This window comes from Azovibrio restrictus DSM 23866, from assembly GCF_000429665.1.
GTDB lineage: Bacteria > Pseudomonadota > Gammaproteobacteria > Burkholderiales > Rhodocyclaceae > Azovibrio > Azovibrio restrictus.
In genome coordinates this window covers 316,374-333,113 of the sequence record NZ_AUCH01000002.1, presented here as the reverse complement: position 1 = coordinate 333,113, position 16,740 = coordinate 316,374, and the positions used below count along the sequence as shown (strand labels likewise).

14 protein-coding genes are annotated in these 16,740 nt (G+C 64.4%); 2 read left to right on the top strand and 12 right to left on the bottom strand.

Annotated features, from left to right (window positions below):
- Window positions 1-4: 4 nt before the first annotated feature.
- The 3 genes from folP to rlmE form a co-directional block, all read right to left on the bottom strand.
- The gene (gene folP, locus G474_RS0103515) at window positions 5-835 is read right to left on the bottom strand and encodes a dihydropteroate synthase (protein WP_026685770.1); all 831 of its coding nucleotides are present in this window, start codon (window positions 833-835) and stop codon (window positions 5-7) included.
- A gap of 63 nt (window positions 836-898) precedes the next feature.
- Entirely contained in the window at window positions 899-2,779 is a 1,881-nt protein-coding gene (ftsH, locus tag G474_RS0103510) for an ATP-dependent zinc metalloprotease FtsH (RefSeq protein ID WP_026685769.1), read from the bottom strand.
- Between the two features lie 61 nt (window positions 2,780-2,840).
- A complete protein-coding gene (gene rlmE, locus G474_RS0103505) occupies window positions 2,841-3,461 on the bottom strand; it encodes a 23S rRNA (uridine(2552)-2'-O)-methyltransferase RlmE (RefSeq protein ID WP_026685768.1) in 621 nt (206 codons plus the stop codon).
- Between the two features lie 34 nt (window positions 3,462-3,495).
- On the opposite strand from rlmE, the gene G474_RS0103500 reads away from it, so the two are divergent.
- Window positions 3,496-3,849, top strand: a complete 354-nt coding sequence (locus G474_RS0103500) for a YhbY family RNA-binding protein (protein WP_026685767.1) — start codon at window positions 3,496-3,498, stop codon at window positions 3,847-3,849.
- Window positions 3,850-3,888: 39 nt separating this feature from the next.
- On the opposite strand, the gene greA is transcribed toward G474_RS0103500, so the two are convergent.
- The 6 genes from greA to G474_RS0103470 form a co-directional block, all read right to left on the bottom strand.
- Window positions 3,889-4,365, bottom strand: a complete 477-nt coding sequence (gene greA, locus G474_RS0103495) for a transcription elongation factor GreA (protein ID WP_026685766.1) — start codon at window positions 4,363-4,365, stop codon at window positions 3,889-3,891.
- A gap of 85 nt (window positions 4,366-4,450) precedes the next feature.
- Complete coding sequence (gene carB, locus G474_RS0103490; protein WP_026685765.1) at window positions 4,451-7,657, bottom strand: carbamoyl-phosphate synthase large subunit; 3,207 nt, start codon at window positions 7,655-7,657, stop codon at window positions 4,451-4,453.
- A gap of 47 nt (window positions 7,658-7,704) precedes the next feature.
- Entirely contained in the window at window positions 7,705-8,862 is a 1,158-nt protein-coding gene (carA, locus tag G474_RS0103485; RefSeq protein WP_425386867.1) for a glutamine-hydrolyzing carbamoyl-phosphate synthase small subunit, read from the bottom strand.
- Window positions 8,863-9,017: 155 nt separating this feature from the next.
- Window positions 9,018-11,516: a PAS domain-containing hybrid sensor histidine kinase/response regulator gene (locus G474_RS19375; RefSeq protein WP_051281779.1), complete on the bottom strand. Its 2,499-nt coding sequence runs from the start codon at window positions 11,514-11,516 to the stop codon at window positions 9,018-9,020.
- Between the two features lie 33 nt (window positions 11,517-11,549).
- A complete protein-coding gene (dapB, locus tag G474_RS0103475) occupies window positions 11,550-12,359 on the bottom strand; it encodes a 4-hydroxy-tetrahydrodipicolinate reductase (protein ID WP_026685763.1) in 810 nt (269 codons plus the stop codon).
- Window positions 12,360-12,364: 5 nt separating this feature from the next.
- On the bottom strand, window positions 12,365-12,811 hold the full coding sequence (locus tag G474_RS0103470; RefSeq protein WP_156919135.1) for an outer membrane protein assembly factor BamE: 447 nt from the start codon (window positions 12,809-12,811) through the stop codon (window positions 12,365-12,367).
- A gap of 132 nt (window positions 12,812-12,943) precedes the next feature.
- Between G474_RS0103470 and fur the strand changes: the two genes are divergently transcribed.
- Window positions 12,944-13,399, top strand: a complete 456-nt coding sequence (gene fur / locus G474_RS0103465; RefSeq protein WP_026685761.1) for a ferric iron uptake transcriptional regulator — start codon at window positions 12,944-12,946, stop codon at window positions 13,397-13,399.
- 13 nt (window positions 13,400-13,412) lie between these two features.
- Here fur and G474_RS19370 read toward each other — a convergent pair whose 3' ends face one another.
- From G474_RS19370 to G474_RS0103450, 3 genes are all read right to left on the bottom strand, one after another.
- Window positions 13,413-14,060, bottom strand: coding sequence for a putative metalloprotease CJM1_0395 family protein (locus tag G474_RS19370; RefSeq protein WP_084513543.1), 648 nt, complete (start codon window positions 14,058-14,060; stop codon window positions 13,413-13,415).
- Between the two features lie 82 nt (window positions 14,061-14,142).
- A complete protein-coding gene (gene recN, locus G474_RS0103455; protein WP_026685760.1) occupies window positions 14,143-15,798 on the bottom strand; it encodes a DNA repair protein RecN in 1,656 nt (551 codons plus the stop codon).
- Window positions 15,799-15,813: 15 nt separating this feature from the next.
- Window positions 15,814-16,725, bottom strand: a complete 912-nt coding sequence (locus tag G474_RS0103450; RefSeq protein WP_026685759.1) for an NAD kinase — start codon at window positions 16,723-16,725, stop codon at window positions 15,814-15,816.
- Window positions 16,726-16,740: the final 15 nt, after the last annotated feature.

The following is a 16,740-nucleotide window of genomic DNA, read 5'->3' as shown; positions in this document are numbered from 1 at the left end:
GTCATTATTCCTGTTGTGTGATGGCCGACCAGACCGCCAGGGCGTCCCGGGTGGCGGCCACGTCGTGTACGCGGATGATGCGGGCCCCCTTGGCTGCCGCCACCACCGCGGCCCCCAGGCTGGCGGCCAGCCGCTCCGCCACGGGCCGGCCGGTGATCGCGCCCAGCATGCTCTTGCGGGATACGCCCACCAGCAGAGGCAGATCCGCCACCGCCAGGCGCGGCAGGTGGGCAAACAGACGCAGATTGTGTTCCTGCGTCTTGCCGAAGCCGAAACCTGGATCAAGTACCAGGCGGTCCCGGGCAATGCCGGCTTGTTCACAGACCGCCAGCCGCTGGGCAAGGAAACTTTCAACCTCGGCCACCACATCACCATAAACCGGAGCCTGCTGCATGTGCAGCGGTTCACCCTGCATGTGCATCAGGCAGATGCCGCAATCGCTGGCGGCGACGGCCTCTAGGGCGCCCGGGCTGCGCAGCCCGTTGATGTCGTTGATCATGCTGGCGCCGGCGGCCAGGGCCGCTGCCATCACCGGTGGCTTGTAGGTGTCGATGGAAACCGGCACCCCCCAGTCCTTCATGCCCTCCAGGACCGGCAGCAGCCGCTCCAGTTCCTCGTCCAGGGAGGTAGGCTGGGCGCCCGGGCGGGTGGATTCCGCCCCCAGGTCGAGCATGTCCGCCCCGGCCTGCCACTGGGCCCGGGCGTGTTCCAGGGCTGCCCGGGTCTGCCCGGCCAGACCGTCGCCGGAGAAGGAGTCGGGGGTCAGGTTGACGATGCCCATGACCAGGGGTCGGTCCAGGGGCAGTCGGTATTTTCCGCAATGAAGGGTCGGCATGGATTCAGGAAGTAAAAACGCCGGAAGCAGGCGGGCTTCCGGCGTTGCTGGGAGGGATGAGACTCAGGCCGTGGCCGGGGCACTCGGGGCCGCGTCCGGGGTGTCCTTGTTGCTGGGCGGACGGGAGAGCCCCTGACTGGGCTTGGGAGGACGGGGAGGCTTGCCTTCCATGATGTCGTCGATCTGCTCCGCATCGATGGTTTCCCACTCCAGCAGGGCCTTGGTCATGGCTTCCACCTTGTCCCGGTTGTCCTCCAGGAGCTGGCGGGCCAGGGCGTACTGTTGGTCGATGATGCGGCGGATTTCCATATCCACCTTCTGCATGGTGGCTTCGGAAACATTCTTGTGCTGGGTGACGGAGCGGCCCAGGAAGACCTCCCCATCGTTTTCGCCGTAAACCATCACCCCCAGCTCGGACATGCCGTAGCGGGTGACCATGTCCCGGGCCATGGCGGTAGCCCGCTCGAAATCGTTGGAAGCCCCGGTGGTCATCTGGTTCATGAACAGCTCTTCGGCGATCCGTCCGCCGAACAGCACGGCGATACGGCTCATCAGGTACTCCTTGTCATAGGCGTAGCGGTCCTGCTCCGGCAGTTGCATGGTCAGCCCCAGGGCCCGGCCGCGGGGAATGATGGTGACCTTGTGCACCGGGTCAGACTTGGGCACCAGCTTGGCCACCACCGCATGACCGGACTCGTGGTAGGCGGTATTCATCTTCTCTTCCTCGGTCATGACCATGGAACGGCGCTCGGCCCCCATCATGATCTTGTCCTTGGCCCGCTCGAAGTCCTCCATGTCCACCAGCCGCTTGTTACCCCGGGCAGCGAACAGCGCCGCTTCATTGACCAGGTTGGCCAGATCGGCACCGGAGAAGCCGGGGGTACCCCGGGCGATGATGTCGGCCTTGACATCGCCGGCCATGGGAATCTTGCGCATGTGCACGAGCAGGATCTGCTCCCGACCCCGGATATCGGGCAGGGGCACCACCACCTGGCGGTCGAAGCGGCCAGGACGCAGCAGGGCCGGATCCAGGATGTCAGGACGGTTGGTAGCGGCAATGACGATGATGCCCGAATGGCCTTCGAAGCCATCCATTTCCACCAACAGCTGGTTCAGGGTCTGTTCCCGCTCGTCGTTGCCGCCCCCCAGGCCGGCGCCACGGTGGCGGCCCACGGCGTCGATTTCATCGATGAAGATGATGCAGGGGGCCTGCTTCTTGGCGTTCTCGAACATGTCGCGCACCCGGGCCGCGCCCACGCCCACGAACATTTCCACGAAATCGGAACCGGAGATGCTGAAGAAAGGCACCCGGGCTTCCCCAGCGATGGCCTTGGCCAGCAGGGTCTTGCCGGTACCGGGATTGCCCACCATCAGCACCCCCTTGGGAATGCGGCCGCCCAGCTTCTGGAACTTGGTGGGGTCCTTGAGGAAGTCCACCAGCTCCTGCACCTCTTCCTTGGCCTCATCACAACCGGCCACGTCGGCGAAGGTCACCGGGTTCTGGTTTTCGTCCATCATCTTGGCCCGGGACTTGCCGAAGGAGAATGCGCCGCCCCGGCCGCCCCCCTGCATCTGGCGCATGAAGAACACCCAGACACCGATCAGCAGCAACATGGGGAACCAGCTGACGAAGATGCTCATCAGCATGGAGGGCTCTTCATCGGGCTTGGCCTCGATCTTGACCCCGTACTTGAGCAGGTCGGAGACCAGCCACAGGTCAGGGGGAGCATAGGACGTGATGCGCTTGCCGTCGTTGGTGGTGGCCTTGAGGGTGCGCCCCTCCATCACCACCTTGGAGATGCGGCCATCGCGAACCTCTTCGATAAACTGGGAATAGTCGATGGCATTGCTGCTCACCTGGCGTGCGTTGAACTGGTTGAAGACGGTCATCAGCACCAGGCCGATGACGAGCCAGACCGCCAGATTTTTGAACGTGTTGTTCAAGCTTTTTCTCCTTCCGACGCCAAAGGCGTATACCGCGAGATTGGGATTCTAATGGGAAACCTCAAGAGCGCAAGTTTCTGCCCAGCAGGTAGAGCTCCGCGCTGCGGTCCCGGGAAGCCTTGGGTTTGCGCGTGGCCACGCTGGCAAAGCTGTCCCTCATGCTTTTGACAAAGTTATCGTAATCGGTTCCCTGAAACACCTTCACCAGAAAAGCACCGTCGGGCCGGAGGTGGGCCTTGGCGAATTCCAGGGCCAGTTCCGCCAGGTACATGCCCCGGGCCTGGTCCACCAGGGAGACGCCGGACATGTTGGGGGCCATGTCGGACATCACCAGCCGGGGCTGCCGCTCCCCCAGCAGGGCCTCGAAGCGCTGCAGCACCTCGTCCTCGCGGAAATCCCCCTGGATGAAATCCACCCCGCCTATGCCCTGCATCTCCAGGACATCCAGGGCCAGCACCCGGCCCCGGTCGCCGACACGGCGGGCCGCAACCTGAGACCAGCCGCCGGGAGCGGCCCCCAGGTCCACCACCACGTCGCCGGGATGGATGAGTTTGTCCTTGTCGTCGATCTCCATGAGCTTGAAGGCCGCCCGGGAACGCCAGCCCTCTTTCTTGGCCTGTTGCACATAGGGGTCGTTCACGTGCTCCTGCATCCACGCTTTGCTGGTTCTCGTTCTGGCCATCCGCTAAAATGCCTGTTTTAGAAAAGGTTATTCAATGCTGCAGCTCTCATCCGAACAGCGCCGCCAGTTGCGGGCCCAGGCCCATGGCCTCAATCCTGTCGTGGCCATCGCCCAGCAGGGGCTCACCGAGTCCGTCCTGAAGGAAATCGACGCCTGCCTCAAAGCCCACGAACTGATCAAGATCCGGGTCTATGGTGACGACCGGGAAGCCCGGGAAACTTTCCTGCAGACCATCTGCGACACCCTGGAGGCCGCCCCGGTCCAGCACATCGGCAAGCTCCTGGTGGTCTGGCGTCCCCGCCCCGAGGGAGAACAGGAGCAGGCCCCCAGAAGGTCCGCCCGTCCTGCGCCCCGCCCGGTGCGGCGCAGCAAGCGCAGCTACCAGTGATACAGCCCCGAAGCGGCCCCCACCAGGGGCCGCCGGGATTCATTCATAGCGGATGTCGATGATCTCGAATTCGCGGATACCGCCAGGGGCCTGGACCTGCGCCACATCCCCGGCATACTTGCCGATCAGGGCCCGAGCCATGGGCGAGCCCACATAAATCTTGCCCAGCTTGATGTCGGCCTCGTCCTCCCCGACGATCTGGTAGGTCACCACATCGCCGGAGTCCTGATCTTCCATCTCCACGGTGGCGCCGAACACGCAGCGGCCATCGGCATCCAGCAGCTTGGGATCGATGATCTGGGCGTTGGAGAGCTTGCCCTCCACTTCCTGGATACGCCCTTCAATGAAGCCCTGGCGCTCCTTGGCCGCATCGTATTCGGCGTTTTCGGACAGGTCCCCATGGGAACGGGCCTCGGCAATGGCGGCAATCACATTGGGCCGATCCACGGTCTTGAGTCTATGCAGTTCCTCGCGCAGTTTTTCTGCGCCGGCAACGGTCAGCGGTACTTTGCTCATATTCTTCTCTACCTAAAGGGAAACTACCTAAAGGAAAACCGCCGGCGCTCCGGCAGGAGCCACCCCGGCGGTTTTGAACTAAGGATTACTGCAGTTCGCTATGCAGGGCCTGAATCGGGTAGACCACCAGATCGCCCCCGGAGGTGATGCCCTCGGCAGCCGCCTCGGCTCCCCAGATGGTGGTGTACATGGTCACCCGGGCCTGCAGACCGGAAGTCCGGATCGAGCGGGAGTCGTTGATGGCCTGGCGCTTCTCGTCCACCGTGTTGATGATCAGGGCAATCTCGTTGTTCTTGATCATGTCCACGATGTGGGGACGGCCCTCGGTCACCTTGTTCACCGCCTGCACGGGAATGCCGGCCGCGTCAATGGCCGCAGCAGTCCCGCGGGTGGCAATGACGCTGAAACCGGCATTGGCCAGGTGGCGGGCGATCTCCACGGCCTTGGGCTTGTCGCCCTCCTTGACCGAGAGGAATACCTTGCCGCTGGACGGCAACTTGACGCCGGCCGCCAGCTGGGACTTGACGAAGGCTTCGGCGAAGTTGCGGCCCACGCCCATCACCTCGCCGGTGGACTTCATCTCGGGCCCCAGGATGGTATCGACGCCGGGGAACTTGACGAAGGGGAACACGGCCTCCTTGACGGAGAAGTAAGGGGGCACCACCTCGGCGGTCACGCCCTGGGATTTCAGGCTCTTGCCGGCCATGCAGCGGGCCGCGATCTTGGCCAGTTGGAGACCGGTGGCCTTGGAAACGAAGGGCACGGTGCGGGAGGCACGGGGATTGACTTCCAGCACGTACACCACGTCGTCCTTGATGGCGAACTGGACGTTCATCAGGCCGCAGACGTTGAGGGCCTTGGCCATCAGCTTGGTCTGGCGGCGCAGCTCGTCGGTGATGTCCTTGGAGAGCGAGTAAGGCGGCAGGGAGCAGGCGGAATCGCCGGAGTGTACGCCAGCCTGTTCGATGTGTTCCATGACGCCGCCGATGATCACTTCCTCGCCGTCGGAGAGGGCGTCCACGTCCACTTCGCAGGCATCGTTGAGGAAGCGGTCGAGCAGCACAGGGGAATCATTGGAGACCTTGACGGCCTCGCGCATGTAGCGCTCCAGATCCTTCTGCTCATGGACGATTTCCATGGCACGGCCGCCCAGCACGTAGGAGGGACGCACTACCAGGGGGTAGCCGATTTCCTGGGCGAGGCGCAGGGCCTCTTCCTCGGTGCGGGCGGTGCGGTTGGGAGGCTGCTTCAAGCCCAGCTCGTGCAGCAGCTTCTGGAAGCGCTCCCGGTCTTCGGCGATGTCGATGGATTCCGGCGTGGTGCCGATGATGGGCACGCCGTTGGCCTCCAGGTCCAGGGCCAGCTTGAGCGGGGTCTGACCGCCGTACTGGACGATCACGCCCACGGGCTTTTCCACGGCGACGATTTCCAGCACGTCTTCCAGGGTCAGCGGCTCGAAATAGAGACGGTCGGAGGTGTCGTAGTCGGTGGACACGGTCTCCGGGTTGCAGTTGACCATGATGGTCTCGTAGCCGTCTTCGCGCATGGCCATGGCCGCATGGACGCAGCAATAGTCGAACTCGATGCCCTGGCCGATGCGGTTCGGACCACCGCCCAGGACCATGATCTTCTTCTTGTCCGTGGGGGCCGCCTCGCACTCGTCCTCGTAGGTGGAGTACATGTAGGCGGTGTTGCTGGCAAATTCAGCAGCGCAGGTATCCACCCGCTTGTACACCGGGCGCACGCCCAGGGCGTGGCGCTGCTTGCGGACTTCGGATTCGGTGGTCTTGGTCAGGTAGGCCAGGCGCCGGTCGGAGAAACCCTTCCTCTTCAGGTAACGCACCTGCTCGGCGGACAACTCGGCAAAGCTGCGCTTTTCCAGTTCCAGTTCCAGATCGACGATTTCCTTGATCTGGGCCAGGAACCAGGGGTCGATCTTGGTCAGTTCGAACACCTTCTCCTGGGACATGCCGATCCCGAAGGCGTCGGCCACGTACCAGAGGCGCTCGGGGGAGGGACGGGCCAGCTGCTCGTCGATGGTCTCGGGATCCACGGACTTCAGGTTGAAGCCGTCCACCCCCACTTCGAGACCGCGCAGGGCCTTCTGCAGGGATTCCTGGAAGGTGCGGCCGATGGCCATCACCTCGCCCACGGACTTCATCTGGGTGGTCAGGGTGGAGTCGGCCTGGGGGAACTTTTCGAAGGCGAAACGGGGCACCTTGGTGACCACGTAGTCGATGGAGGGCTCAAAAGAGGCCGGGGTCTTGCCGCCGGTGATCTCGTTGGCCAGTTCGTCCAGGGTGTAACCCACGGCCAGCTTCGCCGCCACCTTGGCGATGGGGAAGCCGGTGGCCTTGGAAGCCAGGGCCGAGGAACGGGACACCCGGGGGTTCATTTCGATGACGATGCAGCGGCCATCCTTGGGATTGATGGAGAACTGCACGTTGGAGCCGCCGGTATCGACGCCGATCTCGCGCAGCACGGCGATGGAGGCGTTACGCAGCAGCTGGTATTCCTTGTCCGTCAGGGTCTGGGCCGGGGCGACGGTGATGGAGTCGCCGGTATGCACGCCCATGGGGTCCAGGTTCTCGATGGAACAGATGATGATGCAGTTGTCCGCCTTGTCGCGGACCACTTCCATCTCGTATTCCTTCCAGCCCAGCAGGGACTCTTCGATCAGCAGCTCGTTGGTGGGCGAGGCTTCCAGACCGCGCTTGCAGATGGTCTCGAACTCTTCCATGTTGTAGGCGATGCCGCCGCCAGTGCCGCCCAGGGTGAAGGACGGACGGATGATGGTCGGGAAGCCGATCATGGCCTGGACCTGGTAGGCCTCTTCCATGCTGTGGGCGGTGGCCGACTTGGCGGAGCCGAGACCGATCTTGGTCATGGCGTCCTTGAACTTCTGGCGGTCTTCGGCCTTGTCGATGGCTTCCTTGGAAGCGCCGATCAACTCGACGCCGAACTGGGCCAGCACCCCTTCCCGGTCGAGGTCCAGGGCACAGTTGAGCGCGGTCTGGCCGCCCATGGTGGGCAGCAGGGCGTCGGGGCGTTCCTTCTCGATGATCTTGGCCACCACCTGCCAGGTGATGGGCTCGATGTAGGTGACGTCGGCGGTTTCCGGGTCGGTCATGATGGTGGCCGGGTTGGAATTCACCAGGATCACCTTGTACCCCTCTTCGCGCAGGGCCTTGCAGGCCTGGGCGCCGGAGTAGTCGAACTCGCAGGCCTGACCGATCACGATGGGACCGGCGCCGATGATCAGAATGCTTTTAATGTCTGTACGCTTGGGCATGTTTCGCCTTTGTCTTCAATTCTTTTGAGAGCTGCAGCAACAGCCGGTCAGGGCTTTTGCAGCGCTGCCACACCCCGGGTCATGATGTCCAGGAAGCGGTCGAACAGGTAGGCCACGTCATGGGGGCCGGGGCTCGCTTCCGGGTGTCCCTGGAAGGAGAAGGCCGGCACGTCGGTGCGGGCGATGCCTTGCAGGGAACCATCAAACAGGGACACGTGGGTGGCCCGCAGGTTGGCGGGCAGGCTGTCGGGATCGACGGCGAAGCCGTGGTTCTGGCTGGTGATCAGCACCTGGCCGGAATCCAGATCCTTGACCGGGTGGTTGGCACCGTGATGGCCGAACTTCATCTTCAAAGTCTTGGCGCCGGAGGCCAGGGCCAGCAGCTGGTGCCCCAGGCAGATACCGAACACCGGCACGCCCTTGGACAGGAACTCACGGATGGCTTCGATGGCATAGCTGCAGGGCTCCGGGTCGCCGGGGCCGTTGGAAAGGAACACGCCGTCCGGCTTCAGGGCCAGCACCTCGGCGGCCGGGGTCTCGGCAGGCACCACGGTCAGCTTGCAGCCGCGGGCGGCAAGCATGCGCAGAATGTTGTATTTGACGCCGAAGTCGTAGGCCACCACGTGGAAGCGGGAATCGGTGGCGGATTCATAACCCTTTTCCAGGTCCCATTCAGCCTGTTCCCAGGTGAAGGTTTCCTTGGCGCTCACCACCTTGGCCAGGTCCATGCCGGCCAGGCCGGGGAAGGCGCGGGCAGCGGCCAGGGCCTTGGCTTCATCAGCCTCACCGGCGATGATGGCGCCGGCCTGGGCGCCCTTGTCGCGCAGGATGCGGGTCAATTTACGGGTATCGATGCCGGCGATGGCCACGACCCCATGCTGCTTCAGGTAGTCGGGCAGACTCTCGGTGGCGCGCCAGCTGGAAACCTGCAGGGGCAGGTCGCGGATCACCAGGCCGGCGGCGTAGTTGGCGGCGGATTCGAAATCCTCGGGATTGCAGCCCACGTTACCGATGTGCGGATAGGTCAGGGTGACAATCTGACGGGAGTAGGAAGGATCGGTGAGGATTTCCTGGTACCCGGTGATGGCGGTATTGAACACCACTTCGCCACTGGTGACCCCCGTGGCCCCAATGGCGATCCCCCGGAATACGGTTCCATCGGCAAGGACGAGCAGGGCTGGCGGATAGTTTGGCAGCAGCGACACGAAAAACTCCTGGAATTATTATGATGGAGCGCGCCCTGAATTGATGCGACCCCCCCGAAGGAGACCGCCTGCAGGCGCGAATTTAAACCTTTTCATTCTACCCGAGGCACCATTTCGGGGCAAATTTTGCACTGCAAAATACGGGTAAACCACGATCAGGAAGCGCCGGAAAAGCGCTCCAGTTCGGGCTTCATCTCCTCCAGGGCCAGCTGCAGTTCCTGGCTCAGACGCAAGGCCTCGGACCAGTCCACCGCTGCCTCGTTCTGACAAGTCTGCTCCAGCGCCTGCGCCGCCCGGCGGGCCCGGTCCCCATGAAAAATGGCCACCAGACTCTTCAGGGTATGGGCGTGCCGGCAGAGATCCCGCCCCTTACGCCCCTGCAGGGCATCATTCAGTCCGGCCAGATGGGTCGGCCACTCCTCCAGCAGCATGCGCCCCATCTGGCGCAACAGTTCCCGGTCGCCCAGATCCTGCTCAGCCGCTTCCAGATCCAGCACGGCGCCATTGCCGCCGCCCGGTTCCGGGAACCCCGCTCCGCCGCAGTCCTGCAAACCTTCCAGGACCCGGTCCAGCTCGTCCAGACGCAGGGGTTTGGTGAGGTAATCGTTCATCCCGGCTTCCAGACAACGGGCCTGGTCCCCGGCCATGGCATTCGCGGTCATGGCGACAATGGGCACCTGGTGGTAATCGCCGGATACCACCCAGCTGCGCCGGAGCTCCTTGGCACGAATAGCCTCCGTCGCCTCCAGCCCTCCCATCACCGGCATCTGCATGTCCATGAAAATGACGTCGAAGCGCTGCTGCTCGAATAGCTCCAGGGCTTCCCCTCCGTGGTTGGCCAGGGTCACCCGGTGCCCCCGGCGCTCCAGGAGCCGCCGGGCCAGCTCCTGGTTAACCGGATTGTCCTCCACCAGCAGCACCTCCAGACGCTTCGTCTCCTGCAGCACCTGGGTCTGCAGATCGATGGGCGCCAGATCAAAGCCAGAACTTCCCTGCAACAGGGACAGGACCTCCTGCACATCCTCCGCCACCACGGGCTTGAGCAGACAAGCCCCCAGCCCTGCCGCTTGCAGGGCATCCAGCCCCTCCCGGGCCTGCTCATGCTTGAGCAGCAGCACCAGCTTTTCCGGGGGGCGCTGCTGCAGCCATTGCGGCACCAGCCCCGCATCCCCCTGGGCAAAGAGAAAGGCGAAGGGATAATCCAGCTCCCGGGCCCGGACCAGGGCCTGCGCAGCCTCCTCCGCCCCCCGCACCCGGGAAACCGCCACCCCCAGCCCCTGCAGGCAATCCCCCAGGGCACCGGCAGCCGTGTCGTTGGGCTCCTGCAGCAAGGCCCGCAAGCCGGAAAAAGACTGCCCCTGCCCGGCAGCCGGAACAGCGGCTTCCTCCCGCCCCATGCGGGCCGTGAAGGTAAAGGTGCTCCCCTGCCCCGCCTGACTTTCCAGGTCCATGCGCCCATCCATCAACTGCACCAGCCGGGCACAGATGGCCAGCCCCAGGCCGGTGCCGCCAAAGCGCCGGGTCGTGGAACTGTCGCCCTGGGAAAAGGCCTCGAATACCTCGGCCTGACGCTCCGGCGCAATGCCTATCCCCGTATCCCGGACGCTGCAACGGAGGACAACGGAGGCTTCGGCGAGACGCTCCAGCTCCACCCGGGCCTCCACCTCACCCCGCTCGGTAAATTTGATTCCATTGCCCAGCAGGTTGAGAAAGACCTGACGCAGGCGGGTCGGGTCACCAACGACCCGGGACGGCACATCCCGCCCCACCCCCACCACCAGTTCCAGACCCTTCCGGTGGGCACTCACGGCCACGGTACGGGCAGCCTCCTGGAGCACGGCGGCCGGGGAAAAGGAGATAGTCTCGAACTGGAGCTTGCCAGCCTCGATCTTGGAAAAGTCGAGAATGTCGTTCAACAGGGCCAACAGGGATTCAGCCGAGGATTTGACCGTTTTCAGGTAGTGGCGCTGCTCGCTGTCCAGATCCGTATCCAGGGCCAGCTCGGTCATGCCGATGACCCCGTTCAGAGGGGTACGGATTTCGTGGCTCATGTTGGCCAGAAAGGCGCCCCGGGCCCGGTTCGCCGCCTCGGCCGCCTCCTTGGCGGCCACCAGGGCGGTTTCCGTGGCCCGCCTCACCGTGATGTTGCGATGCAGGAGCAGCAGGCGCAGGGCGTTGCCCTGCTCATCCCTGGCGCTGATCTTGCCCCGCACCTGGAGCCAGCACCACGCGCCCTCCCGGGTGCGCATGCGGCATTCCACGTCCAGACTGCTCCGTTCACCGCGCACATGGGCCGCAATGGCGGCCCGCACCAGCGCCACATCATCCCCATGCAGCAAACCCTGCCAGGCGGCCACACTGTCTTCCAGGGCGTCCAGAGGGTAACCGAGCAGGGTTTTCCACTGGCGCCCCGACTCTATCCGCCCGGAACGAAGGTTCCACTCGGAAAGCACGTCCCCCCCCAGCTCCGCCAGCGCCTGCTGGATGAAGGCATACTGGGCACAGGCCGCATCGGCCCCATGGATCAGGCGGCGCAGTCCGGAGACCAGCTCCGGCTCCCGGGCCTCCAGACGCTCCAGACCCTGGAACAACCTGGCCTCACCTTCATCACCGAAGATGGACTGCAACTGCCGGTTCAGGGCCGGAGACTTCATCTGGAGACGCCTCCCAGGCAGGGATGGACGGGATCAGCGCAGGCCCAGTACGTCCTGCATGTCGAACAGGCCGGGCTTGCGTCCCGCCAGGAAATGGGATGCCCGCAGGCTGCCCAGGGCATAGGGCATGCGGCTGCTGGCCTTGTGGGAGATTTCCACCCGCTCGCCCAGACCGCAGAACATCACCGTATGGTCGCCCACGATGTCCCCACCCCGCACGGTGGCAAAACCGATGGTCTGCCCGTCCCGTTCCCCGGTATGTCCTTCACGGCCATAAACGGCACATTCGGACAGATCCCGGCCCAGGGCCTGGGCCACCACCTCACCCATGCGCAGGGCGGTACCGGAAGGCGCATCCACCTTCATGCGATGGTGAGCTTCGACGATTTCCACATCGTAGCCCCCCGCCAGAATCCGCGCCGCCGTGTCCAGGAGCTTGAACACCAGGTTCACTCCCACGGCCATGTTGGGTGCGAACACCACGGGAATCCGCTGGGCCGCCTCGGCAATCCGCGCCTTCGCGGCCGCATCCATGCCGGTGGTCCCGATCACCATGGCCACCCCGGCCTGCTCGCACAGTTCCAGATGACGCAGGGTTCCTTCCGGACGGGTAAAGTCGATCAGGCAGTCACAGTCGGCGAGGCCGGCCGGCAGGTCAGCACTGACCAGCACACCACTGGCCGGCATGCCGGCAAGCTCCGCTGCGTCCCGCCCCAGGGCCGGGCTGCCCGGCTGATCAAAAACGGCCGCCAGCTGGGCCGCCTCATCCTTCAGGGTGGCTTCGATCAGCATCCGCCCCATGCGGCCGGAGGCCCCGACAATTCCAATACGCGTCTTCTTCATCTCGATCACAATCCAATAGTCTGCATCATGCGCCCAAAGAACCCCCGCTCATCCTCGGGAGGCGGCAGCGGAGCGGCATCCGCGCCGACGCTGCCCAGATCCACCACCTGGGTACGCGCCACCGGCGCTGTCAGCTCGGCCACCGTTCCCACTTCCACATCCCCGGTCACCCGCGTCAACAGCCCGTCAGCCCCGAAAAACACGGAAAAATTACGGGCCGTGACCTGATTGGTCTTGCCATCCTGCAGGCGGAAGACATAATCCCAACGATCCCCATGGAATACATCGCTCAGGAGCGGCGTACCGAGAATGAAGCGGACCTGGTCCCGGGTCAGCCCCGGGCGCAGCTGGGAAACCATTTCCTGGGTCAGCACATTGCCCTGCTGCACGTCGATCCGGTACTCGGTGACGATGCGCGGAACATTGGAGCAGGCACTCAGGGCAAGGGCCATTAACCCTGCGATTAATATGGATTTTTGAGCCATGGAGGGCGAACGGAGGATTTTGAAAGGTTTATCAAGCGTTATATCATAACCGAAATACGGCGCCCGCCCTGCGGCGCGAATCCCTCAGGAAGGAAACTCATGCCTCAATCTCACAATCTCCGGGAAATGGGCCTCAAGGCCACCCTGCCCCGGCTGAAGATCCTTGAATTATTTGAAAAAAGCGAAGTACGCCACCTGGGTGCCGAAGATGTTTACCGCCTCCTGATCGCCGAGGGCCTGGACATCGGCCTGGCCACCGTATACCGGGTACTGACCCAGTTCGAACAGGCCGGTTTGCTGGAGCGCCATTTTTTCGAATCGGGCAAGGCCATTTTCGAGATCAACGAAGGCCATCACCACGACCACCTGGTGTGCACCGACTGCGGCAAGGTGGAGGAGTTCTACGACGCCGAAATCGAACGCCGGCAAAAGAAGGTAGCCGAGGAACGGGGCTTCGAGATTCAGGAACACGCGCTCTACCTGTACGCCAAATGCACCAAGAGCGAATGCCCCCACAAACAGACCAAAAAGGGCCGCAACAAGGATATCCAGTAAAGCGCCCAAACCCTCAGGCGTAGGCCGACACCCCGTTGGCCTGCCCGGAATTCCCCGCCATCATCTGCCGGTAGGCCTGACTTCCGGCAGCATCAGCCCCCCCGGTATCCCCCTTCTCCGCAGCAGCCCCCTCGCCAGCCGCCCCACCCGAGGCAGATTCCTCGGCGGCAGCAGACTGGCGCTGGCGGGCGATTTCCTGCAGGGCCTGCATCTCCATCTGGCTGGCCAGGGCGGCCACCTGCCGGTCCTGACCGGAAGGATCCGGTGGCGCCAGGGCAGCGCTGCGGATACGCCTGGCTTTGGACAAGGTGTCTTCTGGAGTGTCTTCCTTGGAAGTATCGATGCCCACTTCCCCGGCCACCGCATAGCGCTGCCCGTCCGGGCCTGTTGTGTAGGAGTAGCTGGGCCCCGAAGTCACCAGATCGCCCCCGGCAGACACATGCATCTGCTCGTGCTGCCGCACCTGCTTGTCCGTCTGGCGCAGCTCCTCCACCTGGCGCTGCTCGGCTTCAGAGAGCTCCGCCGCACCGGACTTTCCCGCCGCTTTAGCATTCTCCGGACTTTCCGCCTTCGCCTCGTCAGAGGCGGACGCAGCATCAGCCTTCGCCGCCGGGTAGGCGCGATGAAAACTGAAGACTGGGCTGGAAATACCGGAGATCACGAATACTCTCCCTGGACAGAGGGAGCAAAAAACTCCCGGGGCAACTGAATTCTAGGCCGTACCGGCCGAATCCTGAAGGAAATCAGGCCCCTTGCAACAGCTCCCGGGCATGGCTGCGGGTAGTCTCGGTGATTTCCACCCCGCCCAGCATGCGCGCCAGCTCTTCCACCCGCTGGACGTCCTCCAGGGCTTCGATACGGCTGGTCACCACCCCATCCCGGTCCGCCTTCTTCACCTGCCAGTGCCAGTCGGCCCTGGCGGCCACCTGGGGCAGATGGGTAACGCAGAGCACCTGGCGCTCGGCACCCAGCTGGTGCAGCAGGCGCCCTACAATTTCCGCGACACCGCCACCTATCCCCACATCCACTTCGTCGAAAATCAGGGTCGGCACGCTGGCATTGCGGGAGGTGACCACCTGCAGGGCCAGACTGATGCGCGACAATTCGCCTCCGGAAGCCACCTTGGCCAGGGGCCTGGCTTCGTTGGCCGCCAGACCGGCCACCCGGAACTCCACCTGCTCCAGCCCCTGGGCTGCCCCACCTTCCAGGGGCAGCAGGGCCACCTCGAAGCGTCCGCTGCCCAGGGCCAGATCCCGCATCTGGGCACTCACCGCCGCGCCCAGTTCCTGGGCCACCTGCTGCCGGCCCGCCGAGAGGCGCCCGGCCAGCTGCCGGTAGGTATCGGCAGCGGCTGCCGCCTTGTCCGCCAGGCCTTCCACATCTGCGGCTTCCTGCAAGCCGTCCAGCCGTACCCGCCATTGCTGTTGCAGCTCCGGCAATTGCACGGGATCCACCCGGTGCTTACGCGCCAGTCCCAGGACCGCATCCATGCGCCGCTCCACTTCCGCGAGCCGGGCCGGGTCCAGATCCACCCGGTCCGAGTAGCGGCGCAGGATGGAAACCACTTCGGAAATCTCGGCCTGGACCGACTGCAGCATCCCCGCCGCCGCCTCCAGTTCCTCGTCCACCCGGGCCATGTCCTGCAGGCGGTCGGCAACGCTGGCCACCAGGGATTCGCATGCCCCCTCCCCTTCCACCAGGGCCCCCAGGGCGAACTGGGCCCCTTCAATGAGGCTGGCCGCATGGGCCAGGCGGCGCTGCTCCGCTTCCAGCTCCGCCCACTCGGGGGCAGAGAAACCCAGCTGTTCCAGCTCCTGCAGCTGCCAGGCCAGCATGTCCCGCTCCCGGGCACTGGCCTCGCTGCCGGCCCGGGCGGCTTCCAGGGCACTTTCCAGCTGGCGCCAGGACTTCCAGGCCCCGGACACTTCCCGGGCCAGTTCCAGTAATCCCCCATGCCCGTCAAGCAGCTGCCGCTGGGCATCAGCGCGCAGCAGGGACTGATGGGCATGCTGGCCGTGGATGTCCACCAGATATTCGCCCACCTCGCGCAGCTGTTGCACGGTGCAGGCACTGCCATTGATGTAGGCCCGGGAACGGCCGCCGCTATCCACTACCCGGCGCAGGATCAGCTGCCCCTCGTCTTCCAGATCCTGGGCGGCCAGCCACTGGCGCACCGGCGGCAGGGCCTCTACGTCGAAAGTGGCCGCCACCTCGGCCTTCTCCCGGCCGCTGCGCACCACGCCGGGGTCGGCACGCTCTCCCAGGGCCAGGGCCAGGGCGTCGATAAGGATGGACTTGCCGGCCCCCGTCTCGCCGGTGAGGGCGGCAAAGCCCCGGGCAAATTCCAGTTCCAGACGGTCCACGATGACAAAGTCACGGATGGCCAGGTGCAGCAGCATGGTTTGCCTCTTTGCTCAGGTGCCCTTGGGCCGTTCGCTCCACTGGAGCTTCTGGCGCAGCATGGCGAAATAGCTGTAGCCCGGCGGATGCAGGAAACAGATCGAGTATTCGGAGCGGCGCAGGCGGATGGCATCGCCCCGCTGCAGGTTCAGGGTCAGCTGCCCGTCAAAGTGCACCCGCGGGTCATCCGCATGGTTGATGATGAGTTCGATCTCCACCCGGTCATCCACGATCACCGGCCGGTTGGTCAGGGCGTGGGGGCAGAGGGGCACCAGGGCGATGCCGGTCAGGGTAGGATGCAGGATGGGTCCGTTGGCCGAAAGGGCGTAGGCGGTGGACCCCGTGGGGGTGGACACGATCAGGCCGTCGGAACGCAGGTTGTAGATGAACTCGCCGTTGATGAACAGTTCGAATTCGATCATCCGGCCTATGGCCCCCTTGTCCACCACGATGTCGTTCAGGGCCACGTTGCTGGTGATCTCCCGCCCCTCGCGGATCACCTCGGCGTCCAGCAGCATGCGCGACTCGGGCTGGAAGCGGCCGTCCAGGAGATCCTCCATGCAGGTCAGCATGTCCTGCCGGGCGATGTCGGTCATGAAGCCCAGACGCCCCTGGTTCACACCCACCAGGGGCACCTTGTAACGAGCCAGGCGACGGGCCGCATTGAGCATGGTGCCGTCGCCCCCCAGGACGATGGCCAGGTCCGCATGGGCGCCGATATCGTTGAAGCCGCACACCATCCAGCGGCTCAGGGCCTCCCCCCGCCCCATGTTCTCGGCCGTTTCCCGCTCGATGAACACCACCACGCCGCGCTCATGCAGGTACTCGGCCAGCATGATCAGGGCATCGCCCACTTCACGGCTCTGGTACTTGCCGACCAGGGCGATGGTGCGGGGATTGAGGAGGGAATGGAAGGGAAAATTCATGGAGCCGAATTTAAG

Bases quoted from the DNA above. Each gene is read 5' to 3' on its own strand.
- rlmE (WP_026685768.1), bottom strand. From the start codon at position 3,461: ATGGCCAGAACGAGAACCAGCAAAGCGTGGATGCAGGAGCACGTGAAC.
- G474_RS0103500 (WP_026685767.1), top strand. From the start codon at position 3,496: ATGCTGCAGCTCTCATCCGAACAGCGCCGCCAGTTGCGGGCCCAGGCC.
- fur (WP_026685761.1), top strand. From the start codon at position 12,944: ATGCCTCAATCTCACAATCTCCGGGAAATGGGCCTCAAGGCCACCCTG.
- recN (WP_026685760.1), bottom strand. From the start codon at position 15,798: ATGCTGCTGCACCTGGCCATCCGTGACTTTGTCATCGTGGACCGTCTG.
- dapB (WP_026685763.1), bottom strand. From the start codon at position 12,359: ATGAAGAAGACGCGTATTGGAATTGTCGGGGCCTCCGGCCGCATGGGG.
- G474_RS0103450 (WP_026685759.1), bottom strand. From the start codon at position 16,725: ATGAATTTTCCCTTCCATTCCCTCCTCAATCCCCGCACCATCGCCCTG.
- G474_RS0103470 (WP_156919135.1), bottom strand. From the start codon at position 12,811: ATGGCCCTTGCCCTGAGTGCCTGCTCCAATGTTCCGCGCATCGTCACC.
- G474_RS19375 (WP_051281779.1), bottom strand. From the start codon at position 11,516: ATGAAGTCTCCGGCCCTGAACCGGCAGTTGCAGTCCATCTTCGGTGAT.
- folP (WP_026685770.1), bottom strand. From the start codon at position 835: ATGCCGACCCTTCATTGCGGAAAATACCGACTGCCCCTGGACCGACCC.
- greA (WP_026685766.1), bottom strand. From the start codon at position 4,365: ATGAGCAAAGTACCGCTGACCGTTGCCGGCGCAGAAAAACTGCGCGAG.
- carB (WP_026685765.1), bottom strand. From the start codon at position 7,657: ATGCCCAAGCGTACAGACATTAAAAGCATTCTGATCATCGGCGCCGGT.